This is a genomic window from Pontibacter akesuensis (assembly GCF_001611675.1).
Taxonomy (GTDB): Bacteria; Bacteroidota; Bacteroidia; order Cytophagales; family Hymenobacteraceae; genus Pontibacter; species Pontibacter akesuensis.
In genome coordinates, this window is record NZ_CP014766.1 from 1,265,096 (window position 1) to 1,290,448 (window position 25,353).

The 25,353-nt window shown below is 51.5% G+C and carries 18 protein-coding genes; 14 read left to right on the top strand and 4 right to left on the bottom strand.

The window, feature by feature from the left end; all coding sequences use genetic code 11:
- Positions 1-91 precede the first annotated feature (91 nt).
- The 5 genes from A0W33_RS05220 to A0W33_RS05240 all read left to right on the top strand — a co-directional run bounded on the left by A0W33_RS05220 (position 92) and on the right by A0W33_RS05240 (position 6,272).
- Positions 92-1,471, top strand: a complete 1,380-nt coding sequence (locus tag A0W33_RS05220) for a sigma-54-dependent transcriptional regulator (RefSeq protein ID WP_068837183.1) — start codon at positions 92-94, stop codon at positions 1,469-1,471.
- Positions 1,461-2,819 (top strand): sensor histidine kinase, encoded by a 1,359-nt coding sequence (locus A0W33_RS05225; protein WP_068837184.1) that lies wholly within the window; start codon positions 1,461-1,463, stop codon positions 2,817-2,819. Before A0W33_RS05220 ends, A0W33_RS05225 begins: the two co-directional genes overlap by 11 nt.
- A gap of 200 nt (positions 2,820-3,019) precedes the next feature.
- Entirely contained in the window at positions 3,020-4,141 is a 1,122-nt protein-coding gene (cfa, locus tag A0W33_RS05230) for a cyclopropane fatty acyl phospholipid synthase (protein WP_068837185.1), read from the top strand.
- Between the two features lie 291 nt (positions 4,142-4,432).
- Entirely contained in the window at positions 4,433-5,506 is a 1,074-nt protein-coding gene (locus A0W33_RS05235; RefSeq protein WP_068837186.1) for a DUF3667 domain-containing protein, read from the top strand.
- Between the two features lie 34 nt (positions 5,507-5,540).
- Positions 5,541-6,272, top strand: a complete 732-nt coding sequence (locus tag A0W33_RS05240; RefSeq protein WP_068837187.1) for a hypothetical protein — start codon at positions 5,541-5,543, stop codon at positions 6,270-6,272.
- 89 nt (positions 6,273-6,361) lie between these two features.
- Here the strand turns inward: A0W33_RS05240 and A0W33_RS05245 are convergent, their stop codons facing one another.
- Positions 6,362-6,895, bottom strand: coding sequence for a hypothetical protein (locus A0W33_RS05245; protein WP_068837188.1), 534 nt, complete (start codon positions 6,893-6,895; stop codon positions 6,362-6,364).
- 283 nt (positions 6,896-7,178) lie between these two features.
- Here A0W33_RS05245 and A0W33_RS05250 point away from each other — a divergent pair, with 283 nt between their 5' ends.
- The 3 genes from A0W33_RS05250 to A0W33_RS05260 all read left to right on the top strand — a co-directional run bounded on the left by A0W33_RS05250 (position 7,179) and on the right by A0W33_RS05260 (position 12,509).
- Complete coding sequence (locus A0W33_RS05250) at positions 7,179-9,092, top strand: DNA polymerase III subunit gamma/tau (RefSeq protein ID WP_068837189.1); 1,914 nt, start codon at positions 7,179-7,181, stop codon at positions 9,090-9,092.
- A 47-nt stretch (positions 9,093-9,139) separates the two neighbouring features.
- A complete protein-coding gene (locus A0W33_RS05255; protein WP_068837190.1) occupies positions 9,140-12,100 on the top strand; it encodes a M16 family metallopeptidase in 2,961 nt (986 codons plus the stop codon).
- Between the two features lie 187 nt (positions 12,101-12,287).
- A complete protein-coding gene (locus A0W33_RS05260) occupies positions 12,288-12,509 on the top strand; it encodes a hypothetical protein (protein ID WP_068837191.1) in 222 nt (73 codons plus the stop codon).
- A 160-nt stretch (positions 12,510-12,669) separates the two neighbouring features.
- Here the strand turns inward: A0W33_RS05260 and A0W33_RS05265 are convergent, their stop codons facing one another.
- Both A0W33_RS05265 and A0W33_RS05270 read right to left on the bottom strand, forming a co-directional pair.
- The gene (locus A0W33_RS05265; protein WP_082815135.1) at positions 12,670-14,613 is read right to left on the bottom strand and encodes a S9 family peptidase; all 1,944 of its coding nucleotides are present in this window, start codon (positions 14,611-14,613) and stop codon (positions 12,670-12,672) included.
- Between the two features lie 215 nt (positions 14,614-14,828).
- Positions 14,829-17,057: an NADP-dependent isocitrate dehydrogenase gene (locus A0W33_RS05270; protein ID WP_068837192.1), complete on the bottom strand. Its 2,229-nt coding sequence runs from the start codon at positions 17,055-17,057 to the stop codon at positions 14,829-14,831.
- Between the two features lie 349 nt (positions 17,058-17,406).
- Between A0W33_RS05270 and A0W33_RS05275 the strand changes: the two genes are divergently transcribed.
- Complete coding sequence (locus A0W33_RS05275; RefSeq protein ID WP_068837193.1) at positions 17,407-18,753, top strand: GDSL-type esterase/lipase family protein; 1,347 nt, start codon at positions 17,407-17,409, stop codon at positions 18,751-18,753.
- Between the two features lie 174 nt (positions 18,754-18,927).
- Here the strand turns inward: A0W33_RS05275 and A0W33_RS05280 are convergent, their stop codons facing one another.
- Positions 18,928-19,611 carry a dienelactone hydrolase family protein gene (locus A0W33_RS05280; protein ID WP_068837194.1) on the bottom strand — a complete coding sequence of 228 codons (684 nt, stop codon included), beginning with the start codon at positions 19,609-19,611 and terminating at the stop codon, positions 18,928-18,930.
- A gap of 111 nt (positions 19,612-19,722) precedes the next feature.
- Between A0W33_RS05280 and A0W33_RS05285 the strand changes: the two genes are divergently transcribed.
- The 5 genes from A0W33_RS05285 to A0W33_RS05305 all read left to right on the top strand — a co-directional run bounded on the left by A0W33_RS05285 (position 19,723) and on the right by A0W33_RS05305 (position 25,068).
- The gene (locus A0W33_RS05285; protein ID WP_068837195.1) at positions 19,723-20,415 is read left to right on the top strand and encodes a hypothetical protein; all 693 of its coding nucleotides are present in this window, start codon (positions 19,723-19,725) and stop codon (positions 20,413-20,415) included.
- Between the two features lie 149 nt (positions 20,416-20,564).
- Positions 20,565-21,248, top strand: coding sequence for a deoxyribonuclease V (gene nfi, locus A0W33_RS05290; RefSeq protein WP_068837196.1), 684 nt, complete (start codon positions 20,565-20,567; stop codon positions 21,246-21,248).
- 79 nt (positions 21,249-21,327) lie between these two features.
- Positions 21,328-21,744, top strand: coding sequence for a GxxExxY protein (locus A0W33_RS05295; RefSeq protein WP_308428485.1), 417 nt, complete (start codon positions 21,328-21,330; stop codon positions 21,742-21,744).
- A gap of 220 nt (positions 21,745-21,964) precedes the next feature.
- Positions 21,965-24,583, top strand: coding sequence for an ATP-dependent chaperone ClpB (gene clpB / locus A0W33_RS05300; RefSeq protein WP_068837197.1), 2,619 nt, complete (start codon positions 21,965-21,967; stop codon positions 24,581-24,583).
- A 107-nt stretch (positions 24,584-24,690) separates the two neighbouring features.
- Entirely contained in the window at positions 24,691-25,068 is a 378-nt protein-coding gene (locus A0W33_RS05305; RefSeq protein WP_068837198.1) for a hypothetical protein, read from the top strand.
- The last annotated feature ends 285 nt before the right edge of the window (positions 25,069-25,353 follow it).

Below are 25,353 nucleotides of genomic sequence, written 5' to 3' on the forward strand. Positions count from 1 at the left end.
GGAACAGCGGGTGCAGAGCCCTCTTTCGGCCATATTACATTTATCAGATAGATTATTTATCTTCGGTCATGAATCAGTTTATTTCTTAGCCATGGCCTCTGTAAAAAATGCCCGCGTGTTAGTGGTGGATGACGAGACGGACGTTCTGTTCGCCCTGAAAATGCTGCTCAAATCTGAGGTGAAACAGGTAGTGACGGAAAAGAACCCCGACAACCTGCCCGGCCTGCTGGAGCGCGAGAAGTTCGACGCTATATTCCTGGACATGAACTTCAAGAGCGCCCTCAACACCGGCAACGAGGGCATCTTTTGGCTGCGCCAGATCCTGGAGAAGGACAGAGAAGCCACGGTTATACTTATCACCGCTTATGGCGATGTGGAACTGGCAGTGCGGTCTTTGAAAGAGGGAGCGGCCGATTTTATCGTGAAGCCCTGGCACAACGACAAGCTGCTGGAAACGCTGCATTACGCGCTGGAAGCCAGGAAACCGAAGAAAGCCGGCGCCGCGAACACATCACCTAAAAAGAACACCAGCACCACCATACTTGGCGAGTCGGATGCCATCAAAGAGGTGCTGTACAAGATAGAAAAGATTGCACCCACTGAGGCCAACGTGCTTATACTTGGCGAGAACGGCACCGGCAAAGAATTGGTGGCGCGCGCCCTGCACGAGAAGTCGTTCCGGGCAAACAAGCCGTTTGTGAGCGTGGACATGGGCGCTTTAACCGATTCGCTGTTCGAAAGCGAGCTGTTCGGCTCCAAGAAAGGCGCTTTTACTGATGCCCGCGAAGACCGCGCCGGCAGATTTGAAGCAGCTAACGGCGGCACGTTGTTCCTGGATGAGATCGGGAATATCACGCCGCCGATGCAGGCAAAGCTGCTCACGGTGCTGCAAAACCGGCAGGTAACGCCGCTTGGCTCCAACACACCCGTGCCGGTGGACATTCGCCTGATATCGGCCACCAATGAGCCCATCTATGAACTGGCGGCACGCAACCAGTTCCGTAAAGATTTGATCTACCGCATCAATACCGTCGAAATCACGCTGCCTCCGCTGCGCCAGCGCACTGGTGATGTGGAATTGCTGGCCCGCCATTTTGCCGCGCTTTATGCCCAGAAGAACCATAAGCCTGTACCTGAATTTGCGGAGGCTACGATGCAGAAACTGAAGCAGCACAGTTGGCCCGGCAACGTGCGGGAGCTGCAGCATGCCGTGGAACGCGCCATCATACTTGCCGAAAGCAACACGCTGCAACCCCAGGACTTCAGCTTCTCTGCCATGGAGCTGGGACCGCCAGCAGCCACGACTGCGTATGCTTCCGCTTCAGAAAAGCCAGTGCCGCTCATCGAACTGGAGCGGGAAACCATTGTCCGGACGCTGGAGAAAAATAAGGGCAACATCTCCCGCACCGCCAAAGAACTGGGCCTTACCCGCACCGCCCTCTACCGCCGACTGAATAAGCATGATATTTAAGCGCCTGGAACTCGGGCTATTTGTCCGGTTTATACTTTTGCTGGGGATGATGTACCTCACGCTGCACTACCTGGTGCAGTATACCTGGCTGCAGGTGGCCTCCGGCGTGCTGGTGATGCTGGCACAAGTATGGGAACTGGCCCTGTACGTGACGCGCAGCAACAACGAGCTGGCCAAGTTCCTGCAGGCCGTGAAGCAGCGCGATTTCTCGCAGCGCTTTAACGAACACACCACCAACAGCTCTTTGCGGCAGCTGCATGCTTCCTTCAACCTCATCAACGACACGTACCGGCAGCTGCACATCGAGAAGGAGGCGCAGTTCCTGTACATGCAAACTATCCTGCAGTTAATCGACACCGGTATTGTAGCCGTGGACGAAGAAACGGGTGAAGTGGAGTGGGTGAATGATGCCTTTAAAAAGATTCTGGGCGTGCCCCACCTGAAAAGCATCGCGAGCCTGGATATGCGCTACCCTGCGCTGTATGAGGCACTGCAAAGTATAAAAGCCGGCGACAACACACTCCTGAAGCTAAAACTACCAAGTGGGCAGTCGCAGTTGCTGCTAACCGCCACGGCCTTTTCGATGCAGCAACGGCCGCTGCTGCTGGTTGCTTTGAAAAATGTGAGCGCCACCGTGGATGCCACCGAAACAGAGGCCTGGCAGAAGCTGCTCCGCGTGATGACGCACGAAATAATGAATTCTGTGGCCCCCATTGCCTCACTGGCCGACTCGTTAGGGCGCCACCTGCAGCACGAGCGCGAAAAGAAGGAACAGGAGCCGGATGCAGCGCCAGACCCGGAGTTGTTGCAGGACACCGAAGAAGGTATTTCCATCATCAAAAAGCGGAGCGAAGGACTGCTGCGCTTTGCGCACTTTTACCGCAACCTGAACAAATCGCAGCACCTGTTGCTGACTACTGTTTATGTGCAGGAGCTTTTCAACAGCATCGACGGCCTGATGCGCCCACAGCTGGAGGCGCAGGGCGTGGAACTGATCTGCAAGGTATCGCCACAGGACCTGCAACTGAACGCTGATGTGAATTTGCTGGAACAGGTGCTCATCAACCTCCTCCTGAACGCCCGCCGTGCGGTTCAGGGGCGACCGCAGCCACAAGTGTTACTCGCAGCGCACGAGCTAAACGGCAAAACGGTAATTGAGGTGGAGGACAACGGCACCGGCATCCCTGAGGAGCTGCTGGAAAGTATTTTCATTCCGTTCTTCACCTCACACAAAGACGGCTCCGGGATCGGCCTTAGCCTGGCCAAACATATTATGCTGCTGCACAAAGGCAGCATCGATGTGGAAACCAAAGAAGGCGTAGGCACTGTATTCCGGCTGACATTTTAGCGCGTCCTATACTTGCCTGACAACGCCCACTGCTCCCGGGTAATAACACCCGCTATTTCTCTTACTGCACTGTCCTTTGCTCCTATCCGCCTTTTGAGGATTACTGGCTAACTATTAAGCTCTTAATACGTTACTCGTACTATATTAGGGAATACAAGTATAGCACCAGTCAATTCCTTCCACTCTCTAGCAATAAGGTTATGAGCACCTCGGGCTTAAGGCAAAACGTGACGGATATTTTAGCGACAGCGGATATTAAAATTAACGGCCCCGATCCCTGGGACCTGCAGGTGCACGACGAGCGGTTTTTTAAGCGCCTGCTCTCGGAGGGTACGCTGGGCCTGGGTGAGTCGTACATGGACGGCTGGTGGGATTGCGCCAGTATAGATGAGTTCGTGAACAAAGCCTTCCGCGCTGACCTTTACCGCCAGGCCCGCTTTGGCTGGCGCACGAAGCTGGAGGTGCTACTGGCCAAGGTAACGAACCTGCAAACCAGGCGCAAAGCGGTAGACAACATCCAGCGCCACTACGACATTGGTAACCAGCTCTACCAACTGATGCTGGACAAGCGCATGACCTATACCTGTGCCTACTGGGAAAACGCCACCACCCTGGACCAGGCACAGGAAAATAAGATGGACCTGATTTGCCGGAAGATCGGGCTGCAGGCGGGGCAGCGGGTGCTGGACATTGGCTGCGGCTGGGGCAGCTTCGCCAAGTTCGCGGCAGAAAAGTATGGCGCTGTGGTGGTGGGCGTTACGATCTCGCAAAAGCAGCTGGAACTGGGGAGGGAGATGTGCCAGGGGCTGCCCGTGGAGCTGCGTTTCCAGGATTACCGCGACGTGAACGAGAAGTTCGACCATATCGTGTCCATCGGGATGGCCGAGGCCGTGGGTTACCGCAACCTGCGCACTTACATGCAGGTGGCCAACCGCTGCCTGCACGACAACGGCTTTTTCCTGCTGCACACCATCGGTCTCAACTTTTCACGCACCTCCCCCGACCCGTTCATCGACAAGTATATTTTCCCCAACTGCCTCATTCCCTCGCTGAAGCAAATGAGCGGCGCCATGGAGAAGCTTTTCGTGGTGGAGGACCTGCATAACTTCGGCCCCTACTACGACCCTACCCTGCTGGCCTGGTTCCGCAACTTCGATCAGAACTGGGACAAGATACAGGGCGAGTATGGCGAACGGTTTTACCGCATGTGGAAATACTACCTGCTCTCCAGCGCCGGCTCTTTCCGTTCGCGCAACAACCAGCTCTGGCAAATTGTGCTCTCCAAAAAAGGCATGCCGGGCGGTTACCAGTCTATCCGGTAGCATCTTCTACTTCAGTTCCATACTTGTCTGAACCACGGCTGCAACGGCTACTGGTTTAGCCGCTTCCTGCGCCTGCCCTTACATTTCGTTTAGGATGATGCCCTGTGCGGTAGCATGGCGTAGCAGCACAGAAAAAGCCTTTTTTCAGCGGCCATCAGCCACTGCAGGAACAGCTAAATATTTATCCCCTAACGTCACAAAATAATACTAAAAATGATTATTTTAGAGCCTAATTTGGCTATGGGAGTTTTGTTGTGATATGTTTCCGGTAGATCAAAAGCTGAAGTCATCATGAAAAAGCATTACCGCTCCGATAAAAGCTGCCTGAACTGCGGCACTACTGTACCTGACAAGTTCTGCCCTAATTGCGGGCAGGAGAACCTGGAGCTGCATGAAGACTTCCTGCATGTGGCTATACACAGCGTGGGGCATTATTTTCACTTCGAGTCGAAGTTCTTCAACAGCATCGTGCCGCTTTTCACGAGGCCAGGCTATCTAACCAAAGAGTACTTTGCTGGCAAACGGGCCTCCCACCTCAACCCGATCAGCATGTACATCTTCATCAGCATCCTCTTCTTTTTTCTTTTTACCGCCAACTCTAATATGGGTAAGAAGGACATCATAGAAGAGAAGACTGCTGCTGAGGCAACGAAAATTACAGAGGCAACCAAACAAGACCTCACCAAGCTGCGGAAAGCGGTAGAGAAAAAGGCGATCACCGGAGAAGTATCCGATAAAGCAGCGACTTATACGTACACCATCCTTGATAATGCTGAGGCGGCTCTTGATACGGGCACAAATGACCACAACGATGCGATAATATTCACCAACCCTGTTGGAAAAAAGGGAGCTCTGGTTGAAAAGTACGACCCGGAGCAGCAAGAGCTGGTTTTAGCTTCAGCCGAAGAAAGTGCCGTGTTGCACTCGCTCGAAGTTAAGGCGAGAGAAGTGGCCGATGACGACTTGAAAGGCCAGCTTTTCATTAACAAGCTGGTGAGTCACCTGCCGAAGATCATGTTTATTCTGCTGCCCCTGTTTGCACTGATCCTGAAACTGGTTAACTACCGTTCCAAAACCAAATATTACGTGGAGCATCTGATTTACTCCATACACGTGCACTCGTTTCTTTTCCTGTTTGTCTCTATCCTGATCCTGATTAGCTGGATTCTGCCGGGCACCGCAGACTGGCTGCAGTTTATCGGGGTGGTAGTGTCGCTGTGGTATATTTACCGCTCCATGCGCAACATATACCAAAGCTCCCGCTGGCGCACGATCTATAAGTTCTTTGTACTGTTCCTGTCTTACGGGGTGCTGCTTGTGGTAAGCGGACTGATCGTGGTGGTGGTGACGCTGTACACGGTGTAGTTGATTCTGACTCTCCGTTCCCACTCCTCTCAACATGAAGAATTTATACCTGCTTTTTGTTCTACTCCTAGCTGGTTGTGTGCCGGAACAAAAATCGGATACCAGGCAAGTAGTCGAAGTAGAAAGCACGGTCAAGACAAAAGCTGAATGCGAAAAATGCCCTGCATCAAACTACGCAGGACCTGAGCCAGATACAGTATTTACCTTCTCCAACGGTAAAAAGCTCCTCATCTGTGGCTATTCCGAGATACTGGATAACAGAAAGGCATACTCTGAATTTATACTTTCCGAGTGCGGAAACGATAGCATCGTTGATTTCTGGGGCGCGGTAGAAGCGTATGAAGTGGAATATGCCTCAGACACGCTGCAGCTTCAAAAAATAGAGCTTCTCGCAGTTGGCGACAATCGTACACTTGTAAAAGAGAAATGGCTTACCGAATACTTCTACTATAAGGAGGACATACTTCAGCGGGAAAAGAAGCTGAATTCTAAAATAGGCTACAGTCAAAGCCAGATTGAGCAGACCTTGCAGGAGTATGAGCATACGCAATGGAAAACACAAAATGGTTCATCAGAAGCGTATACAGAGGAGAAGATGGAACTGGCAAACCGCCTGATGATTGCCGCAGCCTCAGGAAGTGGAAAAGCTGAAAGCTACTTCAAAAAATTCGACAGCGATTTCCAACCAGACGGGGCTTATGCTGAATGGTATCAGCAGATGGCAGACTTACTGGCGTTCGCGAAGAAATACAGAACGCAAGAGTAGGTAAATGCTCAGCCATTGTGTTGCGCAGGAGCAGGGATGTGAAAACTAAAGCACCCTGATACCTTATATAGAACTGCCCTAGCTAAACTTTACTGATCTCCAAACAACTTCCCCTTCGCCCAGTTCACAGCTCCGGAGGCTTTGTCGGCATACTCGTTAATCTCGTTTACCACCTCCCCTACATGATGCTTCTCCCATAAGGTGCCGAAGGTCTTACTGCGAGGCTTTGCGATGTTCAGAAATTTATCGGGTTTGGCCACACTTTTACCTTCATCCAGCCGAAAGCCTTTTACTTCTGTCAGCACGTAGTTTTGCTTGTTCAGGAGCACGTAAAACCGCTTCGCCTCCTCGGGCCGTACCTCGTAGGTGGCCGAGTCGATGTCGGTGTAAAACACCAGCTTTTCCTTCTGCCCGTTTACCTGTATGTGCAAAGAGTTCGGAGTGTACTCCGGCTTCACCGTCCAGAAACCACTCACGAAAACATCACCCACGCGCACGTTTACTTTGCTTGAATTTGCCTTTAGCAAGGGTAGCCCTTTGTAATTGCTTTGCCCCAGTGCCGGCGTTGCCAGTACTGCCAACAGAAGCAGGAAAGCTAGAAATAGGGACTTTTGCGTTTTCATGGCTTGATGATGGGGAATCAGATTCTTCTATAGGCCTTGGCAATCATTACATCGTGAATTTCCCTAATGAGAGGCACAACAGTAACTTGACAGCTTTCGGCACAGCAATTTAATGTTAAACTATTAAATTTTTTAAATATACCACATTAAATTTTGGCTAAACCATGTTTGCGCTATCGCAGAAGCATATGGTGACTAGGTATGGCTGAAGTGGATAAATCTCTTGAAAAGTACTGGCTAAAAAGCTGTCACATCTCAGCTTCGGATTGCTTATCTTTGTTTAATGGAAAATTTTGTAGTATCAGCGCGAAAATACCGTCCGACCACATTCGACAGTGTGGTGGGGCAGCACCATATAACGAATACACTTAAAAACGCTATCAGCAGCAACCACCTGGCACAGGCATTCCTATTCTGCGGGCCGCGCGGCGTGGGCAAAACCACCTGCGCCCGTATCCTGGCCAAAACCATCAACTGCCAGAATATTACCCCGGAGATTGAGGCCTGCAACGTGTGCGAGTCGTGCCGCAGCTTTAACTCCAACAGCTCATTTAATGTGCACGAGCTCGATGCGGCCTCCAACAACTCGGTAGAGGATATCCGTAACCTGGTGGAGCAGGTGCGCTATGCACCGCAAACGGGCAAGTACAAGATCTATATTATAGATGAGGTGCACATGCTCTCGAACCAGGCCTTCAACGCGTTTCTGAAAACGCTGGAGGAGCCGCCTTCCTATGCCATCTTTATACTGGCCACCACCGAGCGGCACAAGATCATCCCAACCATCCTTTCCCGTTGCCAGATATTCGACTTCAACCGGATTCGGATCGAGGACATGGTGCGCCACTTGGGCTCCATCGCCACAAAGGAAAGTATAGCAGCCGAGCCGGATGCACTGCACCTGATCTCGCAGAAAGCCGACGGTGCCCTCCGCGACGCCCTGTCTATCTTCGACCAGATGGTGACGTTCTCGGGCAGCAACGTGACCTATAAGGCCACAGTTGAGAACCTGCACATCCTGGACTACGACTACTATTTCCGCCTGACGGACCACCTGCTCGCGCAGAACCTGTCGGGTTCCCTGCTTTTGTTTGATGAGATACTGAAGAACGGGTTTGATGCCCACAACTTCCTGGTGGGCATTGGCGAGCACTTCCGCAGTTTGCTGGTGTGCAAAGACGCGCAGACGGTGCAGCTGCTGGAGGTGTCGGATAACATCAAGGCCAAGTATGCCGAGCAATCGCAGCAGGCCAGCGTGAGCTTTCTGCTGTCCGGGTTAAACCTGGTAAGCACCTGCGACATGCACTACAAGAGCAGCAAAAACCAGCGCCTGCATGTGGAACTGTGCCTGATGAAGATGGCGCACCTGAATGCCGCGCTCAGCTTTGCACAAGAAGGAGAAACAGCAAAAAAAGCTAAGGTAGCAGCGCCGGCACCCGCCGCTACCGGATCACCCGCAGGTGCCACTTCTTCGCCATCGGCAGCCAAACAACCGCAGCAGGGCGAGGTGCCGTCTGAAAAGATGCAGCCCCCGCATACCCCGGAAACAGTACCATCCGAGCGCCTGCAGCAACCAACACCCGACAGCGTGCCCTCTGAAAAGCTACAGCAGCCGCCCACGCCGCAGGAAGTAACGCCCGATGCGCATATTGCCCCGGCCACGCCGCAAACACCTCCCGGCTCAGGCCCGGAAAAGCCACGCTCAGGAGTGAACCTGCCGCCGCCGAAAAAGCTGGGTAAGCTGCCTAGCTTGAAAGATCTGCAAAACCCGCAGGCCGCCGTAGCCGAAGTGGCCGTAGCCGAGGAGGAAGAAGACGCATATGGTGTAGCCATACCTGTGGACCAGGTCCGCCTGAAGACGGTGTGGCATGCCATTCTGCGCCGTAAAAAGGCAGAGAACATGATGGAGTTCACGCTCCTGAACCGGCAGTACCACGTGAGCGACGAAAACGAAATTGTGCTGCACCTGGAGAACCACGTGATGATGGACCAGTTCACCAGCCTGCGCCCTGCCATACTTGGCGAGCTGAAGCGCGAGTTGGGCAACCGCGGCATAAAGCTGCGGGCGGAGGTTGTGGAGCTGCAGGACGAAGGGCGCAAGCTTTATACTTCGCAGGATAAATTCAACTACCTCGCCGAGAAATACCCGGTGCTCGTCGATTTAAAGCAGCGCTTTGGGCTGGATGCTGATTTTTAATCTAAAAAAATTCCTATATTTAGAGGTATAACCACAAACTCAAAACTATGGCTAGTAAAAGAGGTTCATCTCTGTTGCTGCTTGCGTTGGGCCTTACGTTCACGCAATGTAAAAACGAAACTTATCAAACGCAGTCTTCCCCGGATGCGCCCGCCGCAACCGCCACAGCTCCTGCCCAAAAGGAGTACAAGTATGAAACTGCACCCAACGATCCGCTGAATGCCCGCATCTATACCCTGGACAATGGCCTGAAAGTATACCTGTCGGATTATGAGGAGGCGCCGCGCATTCAGACCTACATTGCTGTTCGGGCGGGCAGCAAAAACGACCCGGCCGATGCCACTGGCCTGGCCCACTACCTGGAGCACATGGTGTTTAAGGGTACCACGGAACTGGGCACAGCCGATTGGCAGAAAGAGCAGGAGGAGCTGGCAAAAATCGAGGCGCTCTACGAGAAGTATAGAAGCACTCAGGACGAGGCTGCCCGCAAGCGCATCTACGCCCAGATTGACTCTGTTTCCGGCGTTGCCGCCACTTATGCCATCGCCAACGAATATGACAAGCTACTGACGGCCCTCGGCGCAAAAGGCACTAACGCCTATACCTGGGTAGACCAGACGGTGTACACCAACGACATCCCGAGCAACCAACTGGAGCGCTGGCTGGAACTGGAAGCTGACCGTTTCCAGGAAATGGTACCGCGCCTGTTCCACACCGAGCTGGAGGCCGTGTACGAAGAGAAAAACCGCACCCTCGATAGCGATGGCCGCAAAGTGGCAGAGGTCATCAACACTGAGTTGTTCCCGACGCACCAGTACGGCACTCAGACAACGATCGGAACAGTGGAGCACCTGAAGAACCCGTCGATCACCGCCATCAAGAATTACTTTGATAAGTATTATGTGCCGAACAACATGGCCATTGCACTGTCCGGCGACATTGACTTTGACCAGACCATCCGCCTGATCGACAAGTTCTGGGGAGGAATCAACCAGGAGCCGGTGCCGAACTTTACCGTAGCACAGGAGCAGCCAATCCAGAAGCCGATTGTGCGTGAGGTGCTGGGCCCGGATGCAGAGAACGTATCCCTGGCCTACCGCACGCCGGGTATCAATACCCGCGAAGCTCTGGTGGTGCAGATGATCAGCCAACTGCTATATAACGGTGCGGCCGGCCTGATCGACCTGAACCTGAACCAGCAGCAGAAGGTGCTGCAGTCGTACGCCTACGACACGCCAATGAAGGACTATGGCACGTTCCGCATGACGGGTATGCCGCGCCAGGGACAGTCGCTGAACCAGGTGCGCGACCTGCTAATCGCTCAGCTCGACATGATCAAGAAGGGGCAGTTTGATGAGAAACTCATGCAGGCCGTGGTGAACAACGACAAGATCAACACCATGAAAGCCTACGAAGACAACGGCAACCGCGCCGACGCCTTTGTAACCGCCTTCATCTATGATATTCCGTGGCAGCAGTACGTGAGCCGCCCGAACGAATATGCCAGCATCACTAAACAAGAGGTAGTAGATGTGGCGAACAAGTATTTCAACAACAACTACGTGCTGGTGTACAAGCGCAACGGCAAAGACCCGAACGCCCAGAAAGTAGAGAAGCCGCAAATTACGCCTGTAGCCGTAAACCGCGATGCGCAGTCTGATTACTATAAGGCTTTTATGGCGAAGGAAGTGGAGCCGCTGCAGCCCGTATTCATCGACTACAGCAAAGACCTGGTGGAGACGAAACTGAAGCAGGACATTCCGCTCATCTACACCAAGAACAAGGACAACGGCCTGTTCCAACTGTACTACATCCTGGACATGGGCACCAACAACGACCAGAAGCTGGGTATGGCGGTAAACTACCTCAAGTACCTGGGCACCGACAAGTATACCGCAGAGGAGCTGCAGAAGCAGTTTTACCAGCTGGGCACTTCATTTGACGTGTTCTCGTCAGGCGACCAGGTGTATGTGAGCTTAACTGGCCTGGATGAAAACTTCGAGCAGGGCCTTAGTTTGTTTGAAAGTGTACTGGCCAACGCCAAGCCAGATCAGAAAGCCTTGAACGACATGGTAGCCGGCACACTGAAGGCACGCCAGGACGCCAAGAAAAACAAAGGCGTGATTCTGCAGCAGGCCATGGTGAACTTTGCCAAGTATGGCCCGAAGAACCCGTTCAACACGGTGCTGAGCGAGAAAGAGCTGAAAGCCGTGAAGCCGCAGGAACTGGTGAGCATCATCAAGAGCATCCCAAGCTACGAGCACCGCGTGCTCTACTATGGTCCACGTGAAACAGATAACCTGATCGCAGCGCTGAACGCCGGGCACAACGTTCCGGCTAAGCTGAAGCCTGTTCCGGCAGAGAAGGTTTACGCCGAGATCGACTTTAAGGAGCCAACAGTGTATTGGGCAGATTACGACATGGTGCAGGCAGAGCTGCTGTTCCTGAGCAAGTCAATTCCTTACAACAAGGATATTGTACCGGTTGTGCGCCTGTACAACGAGTACATGGGTGGCATCGTGTTCCAGGACCTGCGTGAGTCGAAGGCCCTCGCCTACTCTACCTACTCCTACTATGGTACTGCTTCCAAGAAAGACCGCTCCAATTACCTGATGTCTTACATCGGGGCACAGGCCGACAAGTTGGAGGAGGCCATGGCCGGTATGCAGGCACTGCTGACGGAAATGCCGCTGGCGGATGCCAACTTCCAGAATGCCCGCGCCGCGCTGCGCAACAGCATCTCTACGGAGCGCATCACCAAGTCTGGCATTCTGTTCGATTATGAGCGTGCCAAGCGCCTGGGCCTGAACTACGACATCCGCCAGGACGTGTACCAAAGCGCCAACAGCATGACGTTTGACCAACTGAAAGAATTCCAGCAGAAGTATGTGAAGGCCCAGCCACAGGCTATACTTGTTATCGGCTCCAAAGACCGCCTGAACTTTAAGGCACTGGAGAAGTATGGCAAAGTGAAGCAGCTGGACCTGAAGACACTGTTCGGGTACTAGCTTAGATTTTAGACGCTAGTACTTAGATGCCAGACAATTGCAAAAGCGGCAGCCAAAGTATGGCTGCCGCTTTTTTATCGGTATGATTTTCGGTTTAGTCGAAAACTGGAGCAATGAGTGTATCTAAGAAGCTCATTTTTATTACATTAGTACAGGAGCAAATTGTCGCTATAAAATAAAGCTGCATATGGAAAGTATAACCAAACCCATGAAGTACGGCAAAGGCATGATCATGCTTTTGGCAGGTATAATTGCCCTCGCGGCATCCTTTTATTTTGGCGAAGATTCAGAAGCATACGGCTTCCTGATAGGTTTCGGCTACACTACTGCAGCAGGTGGTGTGATAGGTTTGCTATACTCTTATGTGAGGAATCAGAAGCTTAAGAAGCAACAGAGAGTGCAGCCGTGATAACACGCGCTAGTTGTCGCCTTGCTGCTTTTCCTGTTACGAGTTTTCCTGACTCTAAACCTGAGGCACCTATGAGTAACTAAACTTCACAAACAAAAAAGGCTACTCGATCACTCGGGCAGCCCTTCATTTTTAAACTTCCACAGATCAGCTAAAGCAGCTATTCCGTATCAGTGCTGGCAGGATTTGCTTCATCTCCTTTCAGATGTTCATTCAGGAAAGCGAGAATAGCGCTGTAGCCTTCAATCTGGTTTTCCTTCTTCACAAAACCGTGGCCTTCGTCATCGAACACCACATACTCTACGGGTACATTGTTCTTCTTTACGGCCTCAACAATCTCATCCGACTCTACTTTGAGCACGCGAGGGTCGTTGGCGCCCTGAAGCACCATTAACGGCTTCTTGATCTGGTGAGCAAAGAACAGTGGCGATTTGTTGTACAAGGCTGCTGAGTCTGTCTCCGGGTTGCCCAATTCCTTGTAAAGCGCTTCCCTGAACGACTCCCAGTAAGGAGGTATACTTTGAAGCGTGCGGAGCCAGTTGGCTACCCCAAATAGGTTTACCCCTACTGCAAATTCATCCGGCGTAAAGGCAAGGCCAGCCAGCACCATGTAGCCACCGTAACTGCCACCCATAATACCGATCTTATCCGCATCTACGTAACCGGTTGCAGCCAGGTACTCCTTTGCTGCTATACAGTCTTTCAGGTCCACGTCGCCATGCTTCAGGTCATCAGCTGCGAAGAATGTTTTGCCGTAGCCAGAGCTGCCGCGGTTGTTTACCGCCAGCACCGCATACCCGTGATTCACAAGATACTGCATCAGCGGGCTATAGTTCAGGCGCGTTTGCCCACCCGGTCCACCATGAATCCAAAGCACAGCAGGCACTTTGTTATCTGCGCTTGCATTCTTCGGCTTCATCAGCAGGGCAGGTATTTCCAGGCCATCATAAGATTTATACCGGATCACCTCTGTTTTCACCAGATCATCCGGGTTAATCTCCGGGTTCATGGTGTTGGTTAATTGGGTGGTTTTTTCATTGCGGAAGTCGTGTACGAAGAGATTGCTGGATGAAGTAGGGCTATTCACGTAAAAAGCCATCAGGTTCTCATCATCCGAAAAATTTACGCCGGTAATGTCGCCTGTGGGCACGTTCGGCAACTGTACTTGCTTGCCGGTGGCAGCCTCGTACACTTTTATTTCGATACGGGCATCGTTGTTGATAGATGTAACCCTATACTTGCCGTCGCGGGAGAAATATGTATTTGAGATGTCCCAGTTAGCCTTCTCTACATCAGCAATGTTACCTGTGCTGAGGTCATAGCTATTCAGCTCCATGAACTCACCTCCTTCATTCGTCAGGAAGTATAGTTTCTTGTTATCCGGTGTAAATGTCTCTGGCGAATACTTTACATCTTCTGTGTGATTGGTTAGCTTTTTCAGCTGTTTCGTATCTGTGTTGTACAGATACATGTCGTTGCTGTTTGTGTTTATACTTTTCAGCAGGCCGATGTGCTTTTTATCGCGGGAAATAGACACTACATCAAAGCCCTGCTCATTTTGCATCACCAATTTAGGTGTCATGGTTTGCAGGTCCATTTCATACAGGTCAAAATACCTCGGGTCGCGTTTGTTAGAAAGGAAGAAGAAGCTGTTCTGGTCGTGGCTCCAACCTGCAAACGTTGCCTTGGCTTTAGGTTCAGGGGTAAGATCCTTCGTGGTGCCATCGGTGTTGCGCACGAAAAGGTGCGTGATCTCGTCCCCTCCCTTGTCACTGGAGTATAAGATGCGCTCGTCTTTCGGGAAATAAGATATACTATACACCGAATTGTCAGTGGAGGTAGTGAGCTGCCGTGGCTCGCCGCCTGCTACCGGAACCTCAAAGGCATTGAATACACCGGTCTGGTTACTTGAATAAAGAATTTTAGAGTTATCAGGCGCGAAGTCATTTCCTGTGATAGAAGTGGTGTTCATGAACTGCTCAATGGTATAGGTCTGTACCACCGATTCAGCTGTCTGGTTTTCGCCAGACCTATTTTGCTGGCACCCGGCAAGCAGAGTTGCCACAGCAAAGGCAGCAGATGCCCAGGCGTAGATTTTTTTCATGATAGTTTGGTTTTAAGTGCGGTAAGAGCAAGTTAAACTAACGAAATTCTAAGTAGAATCAAATTACAGCTGGCGTACACCCAAAGGGATAGCGCTACAGGTTTATTCTGTTTATGACACTGTCCCCGCGTATAGCCACTTATCTTATGGTGCCATCAAAAAAGGCTGCCCAATTTCTCAGGCAGCCTTCTCTATATTTATACTTTATACTTCGCTTAGAAGTTCGCTAAAGCGTTGTTCAGTGTTTCGCTTGGGCGCATGGCTTTACTAGCCTTTTCGAAATCCGGGTGGTAGTAGCCGCCGATGTCGACAGGCTTGCCTTGGGCGGCAATCTGCTCGTCCACGATCTTCTGCTCGTTCTCGCCCAGTTCCTTCGCCAACTTCGTGAACCTGTCTTTCAGCTCCTGGTCTTTGCTCTGCTCGGCAAGTGCCTCTGCCCAGTAAAGTGCCAGGTAGAAATGGCTGCCACGGTTGTCGATGCCACCCACTTTACGCGATGGAGATTTGTCTTTCTCCAGGAACTCCGCGTTAGCTTTGTTCAGCGCCTCCGCCAGCACCTGTGCCTTCTCATTGCCTGTTTTCTGTGCCAGGTCTTCCAGCGAAACCGCCAAAGCCAGGAACTCACCCAGTGAATCCCAGCGCAGGTAGTTCTCCTCTGTGAACTGTTGCACGTGCTTCGGGGCAGAGCCACCGGCACCTGTTTCAAACAGTCCGCCGCCATCCAGCAACGGAACAATAGAAAGCATCTTAGCGCTGGTGCCTAGTTCCAGAATCGGGAACAGGTCCGTCAGGTAGTCACGCAGCACGTTGCCCGTTACAGAGATGGTGTCTTTGCCCGACTTAGCACGGTCCAGAGTATAGCGCATCGCCTCTACTGGCGACATGATTTTGATCTCAAGTCCATTGGTGTCGTGGTCCTGCAGGTAGCGCTCCACTTTCTTAATCAGGTTGGCGTCGTGCGCTCTTTGCGGATCAAGCCAGAAGATAGCCGGTGTGTTCGTGATTCTGGCTCTTGTAACGGCCAGCTTCACCCAATCCTGGATTGGCAGGTCTTTCGTTTGCGTCATTCTGAAAATGTCACCTTCCTCTACTTTCTGCTCCAGCAACGTGTTGCCTGATGCATCAACTACGCGTACCGTACCGCTTTCCTTCATCTCGAAAGTCTTGTCGTGCGACCCGTACTCCTCGGCCTTCTGGGCCATCAAGCCGATGTTCGGCACAGTACCCATAGTGGTCACATCAAACGCGCCGTTCTCTTTGTGGAAGTTGATTACCTCCTGGTAAATGCCCGCGTAGCTGCGATCCGGGATAATCGCCTTGGTGTCGTGCAGTTTGCCATCAGGTCCCCACATCTGGCCAGACGAGCGAATGGCAGCCGGCATAGAAGCGTCGATGATCACATCGCTTGGCACATGCAGGTTGGTGATGCCTTTGTCGGAGTTCACCATGGCCAGCTTAGGGCCATTCTCATAGGCAGCCTTCAGGTCAGCTTCGATCTCGGAACGCTGATCCTCTGGCAGGCTTTTGATCTTGGCGTATACATCGCCTAAACCGTTATTGGCGTCTACCCCAAGCTTCTGGAAGGTTTCGGCGTGCTTCTCAAACACATCCTTGAAGAAAACGGTAACAGCATGGCCGAACATGATAGGGTCAGACACCTTCATCATGGTTGCCTTCAGGTGCAGCGACAGCAGCACATCGTTATTTTTGGCGTCGGCTATTTCCTTCTCCAGGAACGAGCGCAAGGCTTTGCGACTCATCACTGCCGTGTCAATCACCTCGCCATCCTTCAGCGAAACTTTCTCTTTCAGTGTTCTGTTTGATCCGTCGGCGGCAACGAACTCGATTCTCACATCGCCGGCTTTCTCCACTACAGTTGATTTCTCGCTGCCGTAGAAGTCGCCTTCGCTCATGTGGGCTACGTGCGTTTTGGAGTCTGAGCTCCAGGCACCCATCGAGTGCGGGTTCTTCCTGGCGTACTGCTTTACCGCATCTGCCACGCGGCGATCGGAGTTGCCTTCGCGCAGCACAGGATTCACGGCACTGCCCAGAATTTTGGCATAACGCGTTTTTGCTTCTTTCTCCTCGTCGTTCTTTGGTTCTGCCGGGTAATCCGGGATGTTGTATCCCTGCTCCTGCAGCTCTTTGATGGCAGCGGTTAGCTGTGGAATAGAGGCACTGATGTTGGGCAGTTTGATGATGTTTGCTTCCGCTGTCTTGGCCAGGTCGCCCAGGTAAGCCAGGTCATCGCTTTGCTTCTGCCCGTCAGAGAGTTTCTCGGGGAAAGCAGCCAGGATACGGCCCGCCAGCGAAATGTCCTTTGTTTCTACTTCGATGCCTGCGGCCTTCGTGAACGTCTCCACAATTGGCAGGAAAGATTGCGTTGCCAACGCGGGTGCTTCATCGGTTATGGTGTAAACAATTTTAGCTGTTTTTGTTGTCATGTGCTTTGTTTGATTTAAGGTTATGCCACTTCCTGCCACGGAAGCCGCACATAGTTATAAGAACAAATATAAAGAGTCTTTTTGATATTGGTAGCCAGAATACCGGCTTTCCTAGCATACGTGCTCAGCAACGCGAAAGAGGAACTCAAACGCAAATGGAGTAAAGTATGGCGGTAGTTGTTTTCTGACCAGCGCTTGTATTTACGGCCTGAAACGCTAGCCGGAGAAGCCACACGCCAGACATCAGGCCTCCACTACTCCGCTATAACAGAAGCTAAAGATTACGGCTCCGCACCAACTACTCTTCCTTCTGTACGTTTAGGCAATACAAACCACTAAGCCCCACCCTATGAAAAACATACTTTGGCTCACCCGCCTGTTATCCTTAATCTGCCTGCTGTTCTTTAGTGTTACGTGCTCCATAACACCGGGCACGGCACAGTATAAAGTACTTACATTAGGCAATTCCATTACACAGGGCAACACGGAATTCCCCGGCTACAGGTACCCCCTTTGGAAGATGCTGGTAGACGAAGGCATGGACGTGGAACTGGTAGGCTCCCATGATACAAACGAAGGCGGCGACCCCGCCGTGAAAGGCACTGTGTATAACGGGAAAGTATACACCAACCGCAACGAGGGGCACTGGGGGTGGAGCACTGACGAAATCCTGAACGGTAGAGACATCATGACAGGCAATCTGGCCTCGTGGCTGGAAGACTATACCCCTGACATTGCGTTGATACACCTGGGCACAAACGACATGTTCCGGCAGTGCGGAGGCAACCCAAACTGCTATGAGGAAACAATTAGCGAGCTGCGGGAAGTGGTGCGCGTACTTCGGAATGACAACGCAAACATAAAAATTTTTATGGCCCAGCTCATTCCGGCTGATCCCCAGAAAGTCGGTCCTGCCATAGCCCAAAACATTGAGCGGCTGAATGCGCTTATCCCGGCACTGGTAAACGACTTGAACACGACCCGATCGCCGGTTGTGCTGGTGGATCAGTTTACAGGCTTTAACCCAACTATGGGAGTGGATACACATGACGGCGTGCACCCGAACACCAGTGGAGAGTTGAAAATGGCCAGTAAATGGTTTGCAGCGATCGAACCCAGTATTACGCCTCTGCCTGTAGAACTTTCATCCTTTACCGCCCGCAGCACCTCGCAGGGGTTTGTACAGTTGGCCTGGACTACCGCATCAGAGCAAGACAATGCTTTTTTTGAGGTGCAGCACTCATCGGATGGGACTACGTTTACTGCGCGCTCACAAGTAAAGGGGGCAGGCACTACCGCTACCGCACAGCAGTATACTTACACAGACTCGGTGGCAGCGAACGGCCCTAACTACTACAGGCTAAAGCAGGTGGATACTGACGGCACCAGCAGCTACTCTAAGGTGGTGCAGGTGGAGGTGGCAGAAAAAGCGCAGGCGCTGAAAGTTTATCCTACCAAAAGCAATGGCGCGGCACACGTCACACTTCATTTGCAACACAATGATCCCACGGCAGAAACGGCTGTAGATGTTTATACTTCAGAAGGCAGATTGGTGCACCGGCAGCAGGGGCTGCAAAGCCGGGGCAGCAGCTTGCTTACCCGCATTCCTATTAACCTACTGCATGGCGCCGGACTTTACTTTGTTCGGGTTATGACCGGGGGCAGCGTGTATACATCGAAGTTTATTGTAGAGTAGCGGCCACAGTATCGTCCTAAAGCCCGCTTGTTGCAACTCAATTGATGCAACCAAGTATGGCGCAGTTATTTAATGCTCGACCACACATGGTAAGTATATTTGAGCCAGGTACGGCTTAGTTTACAGAGTTGAAAGCAAACAGAAAAGGAGCGCCGTATAGCACTCCTTTTCTCATTAGGGCTGGTCCTGGTGCAGCGGGTGCTGCTTGCCTCGTTTCAGGTATTTCCTAAACCAGTCAGTTGCCAGCTGTGCCGCCATCTCGAGGGCACCGGGCTCCTCGAACTTATGCGTGGCATCGGGCACGATCTCTACGTCTTTTATAGTGAGTATCTGGTTCTGCGCCTGGATGTTCATTTCAAGCACCGATTCGTCTTTGCCGCCCACAATCATCAACGTTGGCACCTGCAGGTCGGGAAGCACCGCATCCGCCAGATCCGGGCGACCACCGTAGCTCACCACCGCCTGCGCAATTTCAGAGCCCTCCGCCGCAGCGGCACCAATGGCAGCGGCTGCGCCAGTATCGAACCCCATATAGCCGATGCCGAAGTTTTCTGTGCGCGGATCCTGCTGCACCCAATACGTTGTCTGGATGAGGCGCTGGGTCAATCTAACGATGTCGCGCTCGTTTTTAGCATCTTCACCCTCTTCCTCTGTCAGCAAATCAAACAACAGGGTAGCGAAGCCGGAGCGCTGCAGGTGCTCGGCCACAAAGCGGTTCTTCTCGTTCAGCCGTCCATTGCCGCTGGCGTAGGAAAAAATCACCAGCCCCAGGGCATCTTTCGGAATGGCCAGGTCGCCTATAAGCGCAGCATCCTCCATGTCTATGCGGACGCTTTCATTCATTTTATAGTTTGTCATAGCGTGGTAGTATAGTTCGGGCAGCCAAACGGCTGCTCTTTAGGGTACGACCTGCCTTGCCCAAAGTTCGGAAGTACAACTCCGGTAGCCCCTCCTGCCGTACAGCAAAGTATGGCTACCACACATTTTGCCCGCACCGGCAGTTGCCTTTTCCTGCTACTGCTTTGCCTCCTTGCCTCCTGCGGAAACGATGGAAAGCAGGAAGACACAACCCCTCTGACTCAAACAGATGCAATGGAGGCTGTGCAGGAAGAGCCGCTGCGCACAAAAGCGCCAGCCGTAGCCGATACAGCCAATTTTCAGGAGGCGTTCAACCAGTTCTTTAGTGCCCTGCAGGCCGGAGACACAGCCGCGCTAAATAGCTTTGTAGCTGAGAAAGCGGGAGTCTGGCTCATAGAGCAGCCAGGCGCAGTGCCAGCCTATACTCATTTTTCAAGTATACAGGCGGTGAAGCGCAGTTACCGGCAACTGCCCTTCACAAGTATAAACCAGCAGGTACAACAGTGCCAGCTGCAGCAGCGCCAGACGCTCCCCTCATTTGATTGCGCCAACATGGATCAGGGCAGCACCGGCTTTGCGGAGGACGGCTGCTTTTACACAACTGCCACTGAAGACTTCAGGAATACAGACATGTGGAAGTATGCGAGCCTCACAAAAGAGCAGGCGACACAGGTACAGCAACTACAGCAACAGGTGGATGTAACTGTGCTGCACACGGCTAGTTCCTACCGTTTTCACTTCGGCTACCGCAACGGCCGCTGGCACCTCCTGTTCGCCGACCTCCGCGTGCCCTGCAGCGCCTGATTTTAATTTTGAATGACTGAATGATTGAATTTTGAATGTGTGGTTGAGTGAATGGGCAAGTATGGCGAACTACGAAATCTGATGTACAAGTACAGCATTTCCTCCGTACACCATCATAATTCTTAATTCATCATTCATCATTAAAAACCATGGCCTATTACAGAAATTTTGATGCACCCCCACCCGATCCGGTTGTGCTGAAGAAACTGACTGAGCAGCAGAATGAAATGCAGCAGCGTATCATTCTCCAGAAGCCGGATTTCGACCTGAAACTGATTGCCGGCTGCGACTCGTCTTTTATTGGCGAGGATACCATTCTTTCGGCCTTTATACTTCTAAGCTATCCAGACCTGGAGGTGGTGGAGAAAGTATGGCACCATGGGCCGGTAGAACTGCCGTATATTCCCGGATTCCTGGCCTTCCGTGAGGCACCCAACCTACTCAAGGCTTACGAAAAGCTGCAACAGAAACCCGACCTGATCATGGTGGATGGCCACGGCATTTCGCACCCGCGCCGTCTGGGTATTGCCACGCATCTGGGACTGCACCTGAACAAACCTACCATGGGCGTAGCCAAGAAAGTGCTGGTGGGCAAGTATACCGAGCCTGCTGTCACCAAAGGCTCCGTCTCTCCGCTCGTCTATAGAAATGAGGTAATCGCCAACGTGCTCCGAACGAAGGACAAAGTGAAACCCGTTTTCGTATCGCCTGGCCACCTGCTGGATTTGGAATCGGCCACAAGTATAGCCATGGCTTGCGCCATCAAACACAAACTGCCGGAGCCTACGCGGCTGGCGGACCATTATGCAGGAGAGTTCAAGAAGCTTGTCTGAATCAGGATTTTCGGGATGTGTAAGGATGGACAGGATTTTCAGCACGAGTTATTTTAAGGATTTAAATTTTTAGAATTAAATGATGGAGTTGGATGAAGTAACTTATAAAGTAATCGGATGTGCAATGAAGGTGCATAACACTTTGGGAAGTGGCTTTCAGGAGGTGATTTACCAGCGTTGCCTGGCTATTGAACTGCAGCAGGCCGGACTAAATTTTGAGCGGGAGAAAGAGCAGGTAATTTTCTATAGTGGCATGGAGGTCGGTAGCAGGCGGGCAGACTTTATAATCGAGAACAGCATTGTAGTAGAGTTGAAAGCGCTAGTTAATCTTGAGGATATACACCTGGCGCAAGCTAAAACTATACTGTCGCCTACAACTTTCCGATTGGCCTGCTCATCAACTTCGGTGCCCTCAGCCTCCAATACAAAAAGGTGTTTAACAACAGCTACAAATCAATACCATAATCTTAAAACTCTAAATTCAACAATCTCATAAATACTATTAACTCTCACACATCCTTAAATTTTACACCTACAGAAATCCTGCAAATTCTTAAATATCCTGAAAATCCTGATTCAGACATTTTGTCCTAAAATCCCGAATTTTCTCAAAAACAACCTGACATAATTACATAATTCTCATCAAAAAGTACCATTGGAGCGTAAATTGAAGGTATGTCTATTGTAAGTGAAACCAAAGGAAAACAGACGAAGACATGAACTTTAATAACTATACCATCAAAGCGCAGGAGGCCATCCAAAAGGCCACCGAGATAGCAGGCGGCAACCAGCAGCAGGCTATCGAAACTGGGCATATTTTAAAAGCGATTCTCGCTACGGACGAGAACGTGACCAACTTCCTGTTGCAGAAGCTGAACATTAACGGCAACATTCTCAACAGCAAGCTGGACGAAATTGTAGCAGCCTACCCAAAAGTAACCGGAGGCGGCCCGTACCTGGCAAATGATGCCAATGCGGCGCTGCAGAAAGCCACCTCTTTCCTGAAGGAGTTTGGCGATGAGTATGTTGCCATTGAGCACATGCTGCTGGGGCTGCTGGCTGGTCGCGATAAAGTGGCTGGCCTGATGAAGGATGTAGGCTTTAATGAGAAAGACCTCAAAAAAGCCATTAAAGAATTACGCGGTGGCGCGAAAGTAACCGACCAGAACGCTGAGGCCAAGTATAACTCACTGAAGCGTTACGCGAAGGACCTGAACGAATTGGCGCGTGCCGGTAAAATTGACCCGGTAATTGGCCGTGACGAAGAAATTCGCCGCGTGCTCCAGATTCTGAGTCGCCGTACCAAAAACAACCCGGTGTTGCTGGGTGAGCCTGGTGTGGGTAAAACCGCCATCGTGGAAGGCCTGGCGCAACGCATTGTCTCTGGCGACGTGCCCGAGAACCTGAAGTCGAAGACGCTGATGAGCCTGGACATGGGCCTGCTGGTGGCAGGTGCCAAGTATAAAGGTGAATTTGAGGAGCGCCTGAAGGCAGTGATTAAAGAAGTAATTGACGCCGAAGGGGAGATTGTGCTCTTCATCGACGAGATTCATACGTTGATCGGTGCCGGTGCAGGCGGTGAGAGCGCCATGGACGCTGCCAACCTGCTGAAGCCAGCGCTGGCGCGCGGTGAGTTGCATGCTATCGGTGCCACGACGCTGAAGGAATATCAGAAGTATATCGAGAAAGATAAAGCGTTGGAGCGACGTTTCCAGGCCGTGATGGTAGACGAGCCAAACGTACCAGATGCCATTTCCATCCTTCGCGGTATCAAAGACAAGTATGAGCTGCACCACGGCGTGCGCATTAAAGACGATGCGATCATCGCCTCTGTGGAGCTGTCCAACCGCTATATTTCCGATCGCTTTTTGCCAGACAAGGCCATCGACCTGATGGACGAGGCGGCTGCGAAACTACGTATCGAGATTGATTCGCTACCCGTGGAACTGGATGAGATTCAGCGCCGCATCATGCAGCTGGAAATTGAGCGTGAGGCCATCCGCCGTGAAAACGACAAGGACAAGGAGACGGTGCTCTCTAAGGAAATTGCTGACCTGAGTGGCAAGCGCGATGATCTGAAAGCCAAGTGGCAGAACGAAAAGCAGATAATCGAGGGGCTGCAGAAGGAGAAAGAAAACATTGAGCAGTATAAGCTGGAGGCTGAGCAGGCCGAGCGCGCAGGTGACTATGGCCGCGTAGCAGAGTTGCGTTACGGTAAAATTCAGGAAGCCGAGGCACATCTGAAGCAGTTGCAGGAGCAGGTGCGCGAAATGCAGGGCGAGAACCCAATGCTGAAGGAGGAAGTGAATGCCGAGGACATTGCCGAGGTGGTAGCCAAATGGACAGGTATTCCGGTAAGCAAAATGTTGCAGAGCGACCGCGAGAAACTGTTGCACCTGGAACAGGAATTGGGCAAACGCGTAGCTGGTCAGGAAGAGGCAATTGAGGCGATTTCTGATGCCGTACGAAGAAGCCGTGCCGGTATGCAGGACCCACGTCGTCCGATCGGTTCGTTCATCTTCCTGGGTACAACCGGTGTGGGTAAAACAGAGCTTGCCAAGGCGCTGGCCGATTACCTGTTCAACGACGACAACGCCATGGTGCGCATTGATATGAGTGAGTATCAGGAGCGCCACGCGGTGAGCCGCTTGATTGGTGCGCCTCCGGGATACGTGGGATATGATGAAGGTGGCCAGCTGACAGAGGTTATTCGACGAAAGCCGTACTCTGTGGTGCTGCTCGACGAGATAGAGAAAGCGCACCCGGACGTGTTCAACATCCTGCTGCAGGTACTGGATGATGGCCGCCTGACAGACAGCAAAGGCCGTGTGGTGAACTTCAAGAATACTATCATCATCATGACCTCGAACATTGGCTCACACATCATCCAAAGTAATTTCGAGAATATGGATGAGTTTAACCACGACGAGGTGATTGAGCGCACGAAGGATGAAGTTTTCGACCTGCTGAAGAAGTCGGTAAGGCCGGAGTTTCTGAACCGCATCGACGAACTGGTGATGTTCCGTCCGCTGAGCCGTGGCGACATCCGTAAGATTGTGACAATTCAGTTCCGCCACATTCAGGAGCGCCTGGAGGAAACAGGCATTCAACTAATCGCTACGGACGAGGTGCTGGATTACCTGGGTGAGCAAGGTTTTGACCCGCAGTTTGGTGCCCGTCCGCTGAAGCGTGTGCTGCAGCGCCAAATCCTGAACGAGCTTTCGAAGGATATCCTGGCTGGCAGAATCAGCAAGGATTCCGTGGTGGAAGCCACGCTGGAAGATGGTAAAATCCGCTTCATAAACGTGGATGTGGAAATCCCTACGGGAGAGTAAGGAGTATAAAGTTAAAAGTTTAGTTGATGCAAAAGCCTCACCCTTGGTGAGGCTTTTTGTTTAGACTTATTTTGAAATCCTTTATATTTATAGAAAGCCCTGTAAGAATGAAGCATATAAACCAAATTATTCTCACTTATCTGTATAAGAATGACAATGGAGAATTCATAGATGTCACTCCTGCTTTCAAGAGCAAAATACCACCGAAGGAGAAATTAGATAATGCATTTTATAACCTCCAAAAATTTGTTGAAAGGGAGTTCGCAGATGTCATTATATGGAATTTAGGAGATCCTGTGCCTAATCGAGAAGCTGAACCCTTATCTAGAGTGCGTTTAACACAGGAAGGAAGAGATTATTTGAAAGATCAAGCACAGAAAGAAGAAACTTTAAGTTTAAGCAAAGCCTCATTGAAAATTGCAGCTGTTAGTGTCATTGTTGCCATCATTGCAATAGCTGTGGCTTATGCAACTTCAGGTTCATAAATTTGATAGAGGGGCTAGTTATAACATAATCAGTTTCAGTTGCTTCTATACAACACCGTTGGAGGCACACTTGCTTCTTTTCTGCTCATTATCAGTTATGTAATTCCATACTACTGATACTTAAGAAATCTCCCGCGAAGACCTCGCAGTGTGCGCAGCTCCTGCGAGCGTCTGGATGATGGAAAGGCTGTTGCTCCGTAGCGTCAGACGCTCGTGGGACCTTCGGACACCGCAAGGTCTTGTTGAACCTGTACAATTTTACCTCTATACCTCTTTAACCCTGAA

Coding starts and splice junctions, on each gene's coding strand:
- A0W33_RS05220 (WP_068837183.1), top strand. CDS start 92: ATGGCCTCTGTAAAAAATGCCCGCGTGTTAGTGGTGGATGACGAGACG.
- A0W33_RS05225 (WP_068837184.1), top strand. CDS start 1,461: ATGATATTTAAGCGCCTGGAACTCGGGCTATTTGTCCGGTTTATACTT.
- cfa (WP_068837185.1), top strand. CDS start 3,020: ATGAGCACCTCGGGCTTAAGGCAAAACGTGACGGATATTTTAGCGACA.
- A0W33_RS05235 (WP_068837186.1), top strand. CDS start 4,433: ATGAAAAAGCATTACCGCTCCGATAAAAGCTGCCTGAACTGCGGCACT.
- A0W33_RS05240 (WP_068837187.1), top strand. CDS start 5,541: ATGAAGAATTTATACCTGCTTTTTGTTCTACTCCTAGCTGGTTGTGTG.
- A0W33_RS05245 (WP_068837188.1), bottom strand. CDS start 6,895: ATGAAAACGCAAAAGTCCCTATTTCTAGCTTTCCTGCTTCTGTTGGCA.
- A0W33_RS05250 (WP_068837189.1), top strand. CDS start 7,179: ATGGAAAATTTTGTAGTATCAGCGCGAAAATACCGTCCGACCACATTC.
- A0W33_RS05255 (WP_068837190.1), top strand. CDS start 9,140: ATGGCTAGTAAAAGAGGTTCATCTCTGTTGCTGCTTGCGTTGGGCCTT.
- A0W33_RS05260 (WP_068837191.1), top strand. CDS start 12,288: ATGGAAAGTATAACCAAACCCATGAAGTACGGCAAAGGCATGATCATG.
- A0W33_RS05265 (WP_082815135.1), bottom strand. CDS start 14,613: ATGAAAAAAATCTACGCCTGGGCATCTGCTGCCTTTGCTGTGGCAACT.
- A0W33_RS05270 (WP_068837192.1), bottom strand. CDS start 17,057: ATGACAACAAAAACAGCTAAAATTGTTTACACCATAACCGATGAAGCA.
- A0W33_RS05275 (WP_068837193.1), top strand. CDS start 17,407: ATGAAAAACATACTTTGGCTCACCCGCCTGTTATCCTTAATCTGCCTG.
- A0W33_RS05280 (WP_068837194.1), bottom strand. CDS start 19,611: ATGACAAACTATAAAATGAATGAAAGCGTCCGCATAGACATGGAGGAT.
- A0W33_RS05285 (WP_068837195.1), top strand. CDS start 19,723: ATGGCTACCACACATTTTGCCCGCACCGGCAGTTGCCTTTTCCTGCTA.
- nfi (WP_068837196.1), top strand. CDS start 20,565: ATGGCCTATTACAGAAATTTTGATGCACCCCCACCCGATCCGGTTGTG.
- A0W33_RS05295 (WP_308428485.1), top strand. CDS start 21,328: ATGATGGAGTTGGATGAAGTAACTTATAAAGTAATCGGATGTGCAATG.
- clpB (WP_068837197.1), top strand. CDS start 21,965: ATGAACTTTAATAACTATACCATCAAAGCGCAGGAGGCCATCCAAAAG.
- A0W33_RS05305 (WP_068837198.1), top strand. CDS start 24,691: ATGAAGCATATAAACCAAATTATTCTCACTTATCTGTATAAGAATGAC.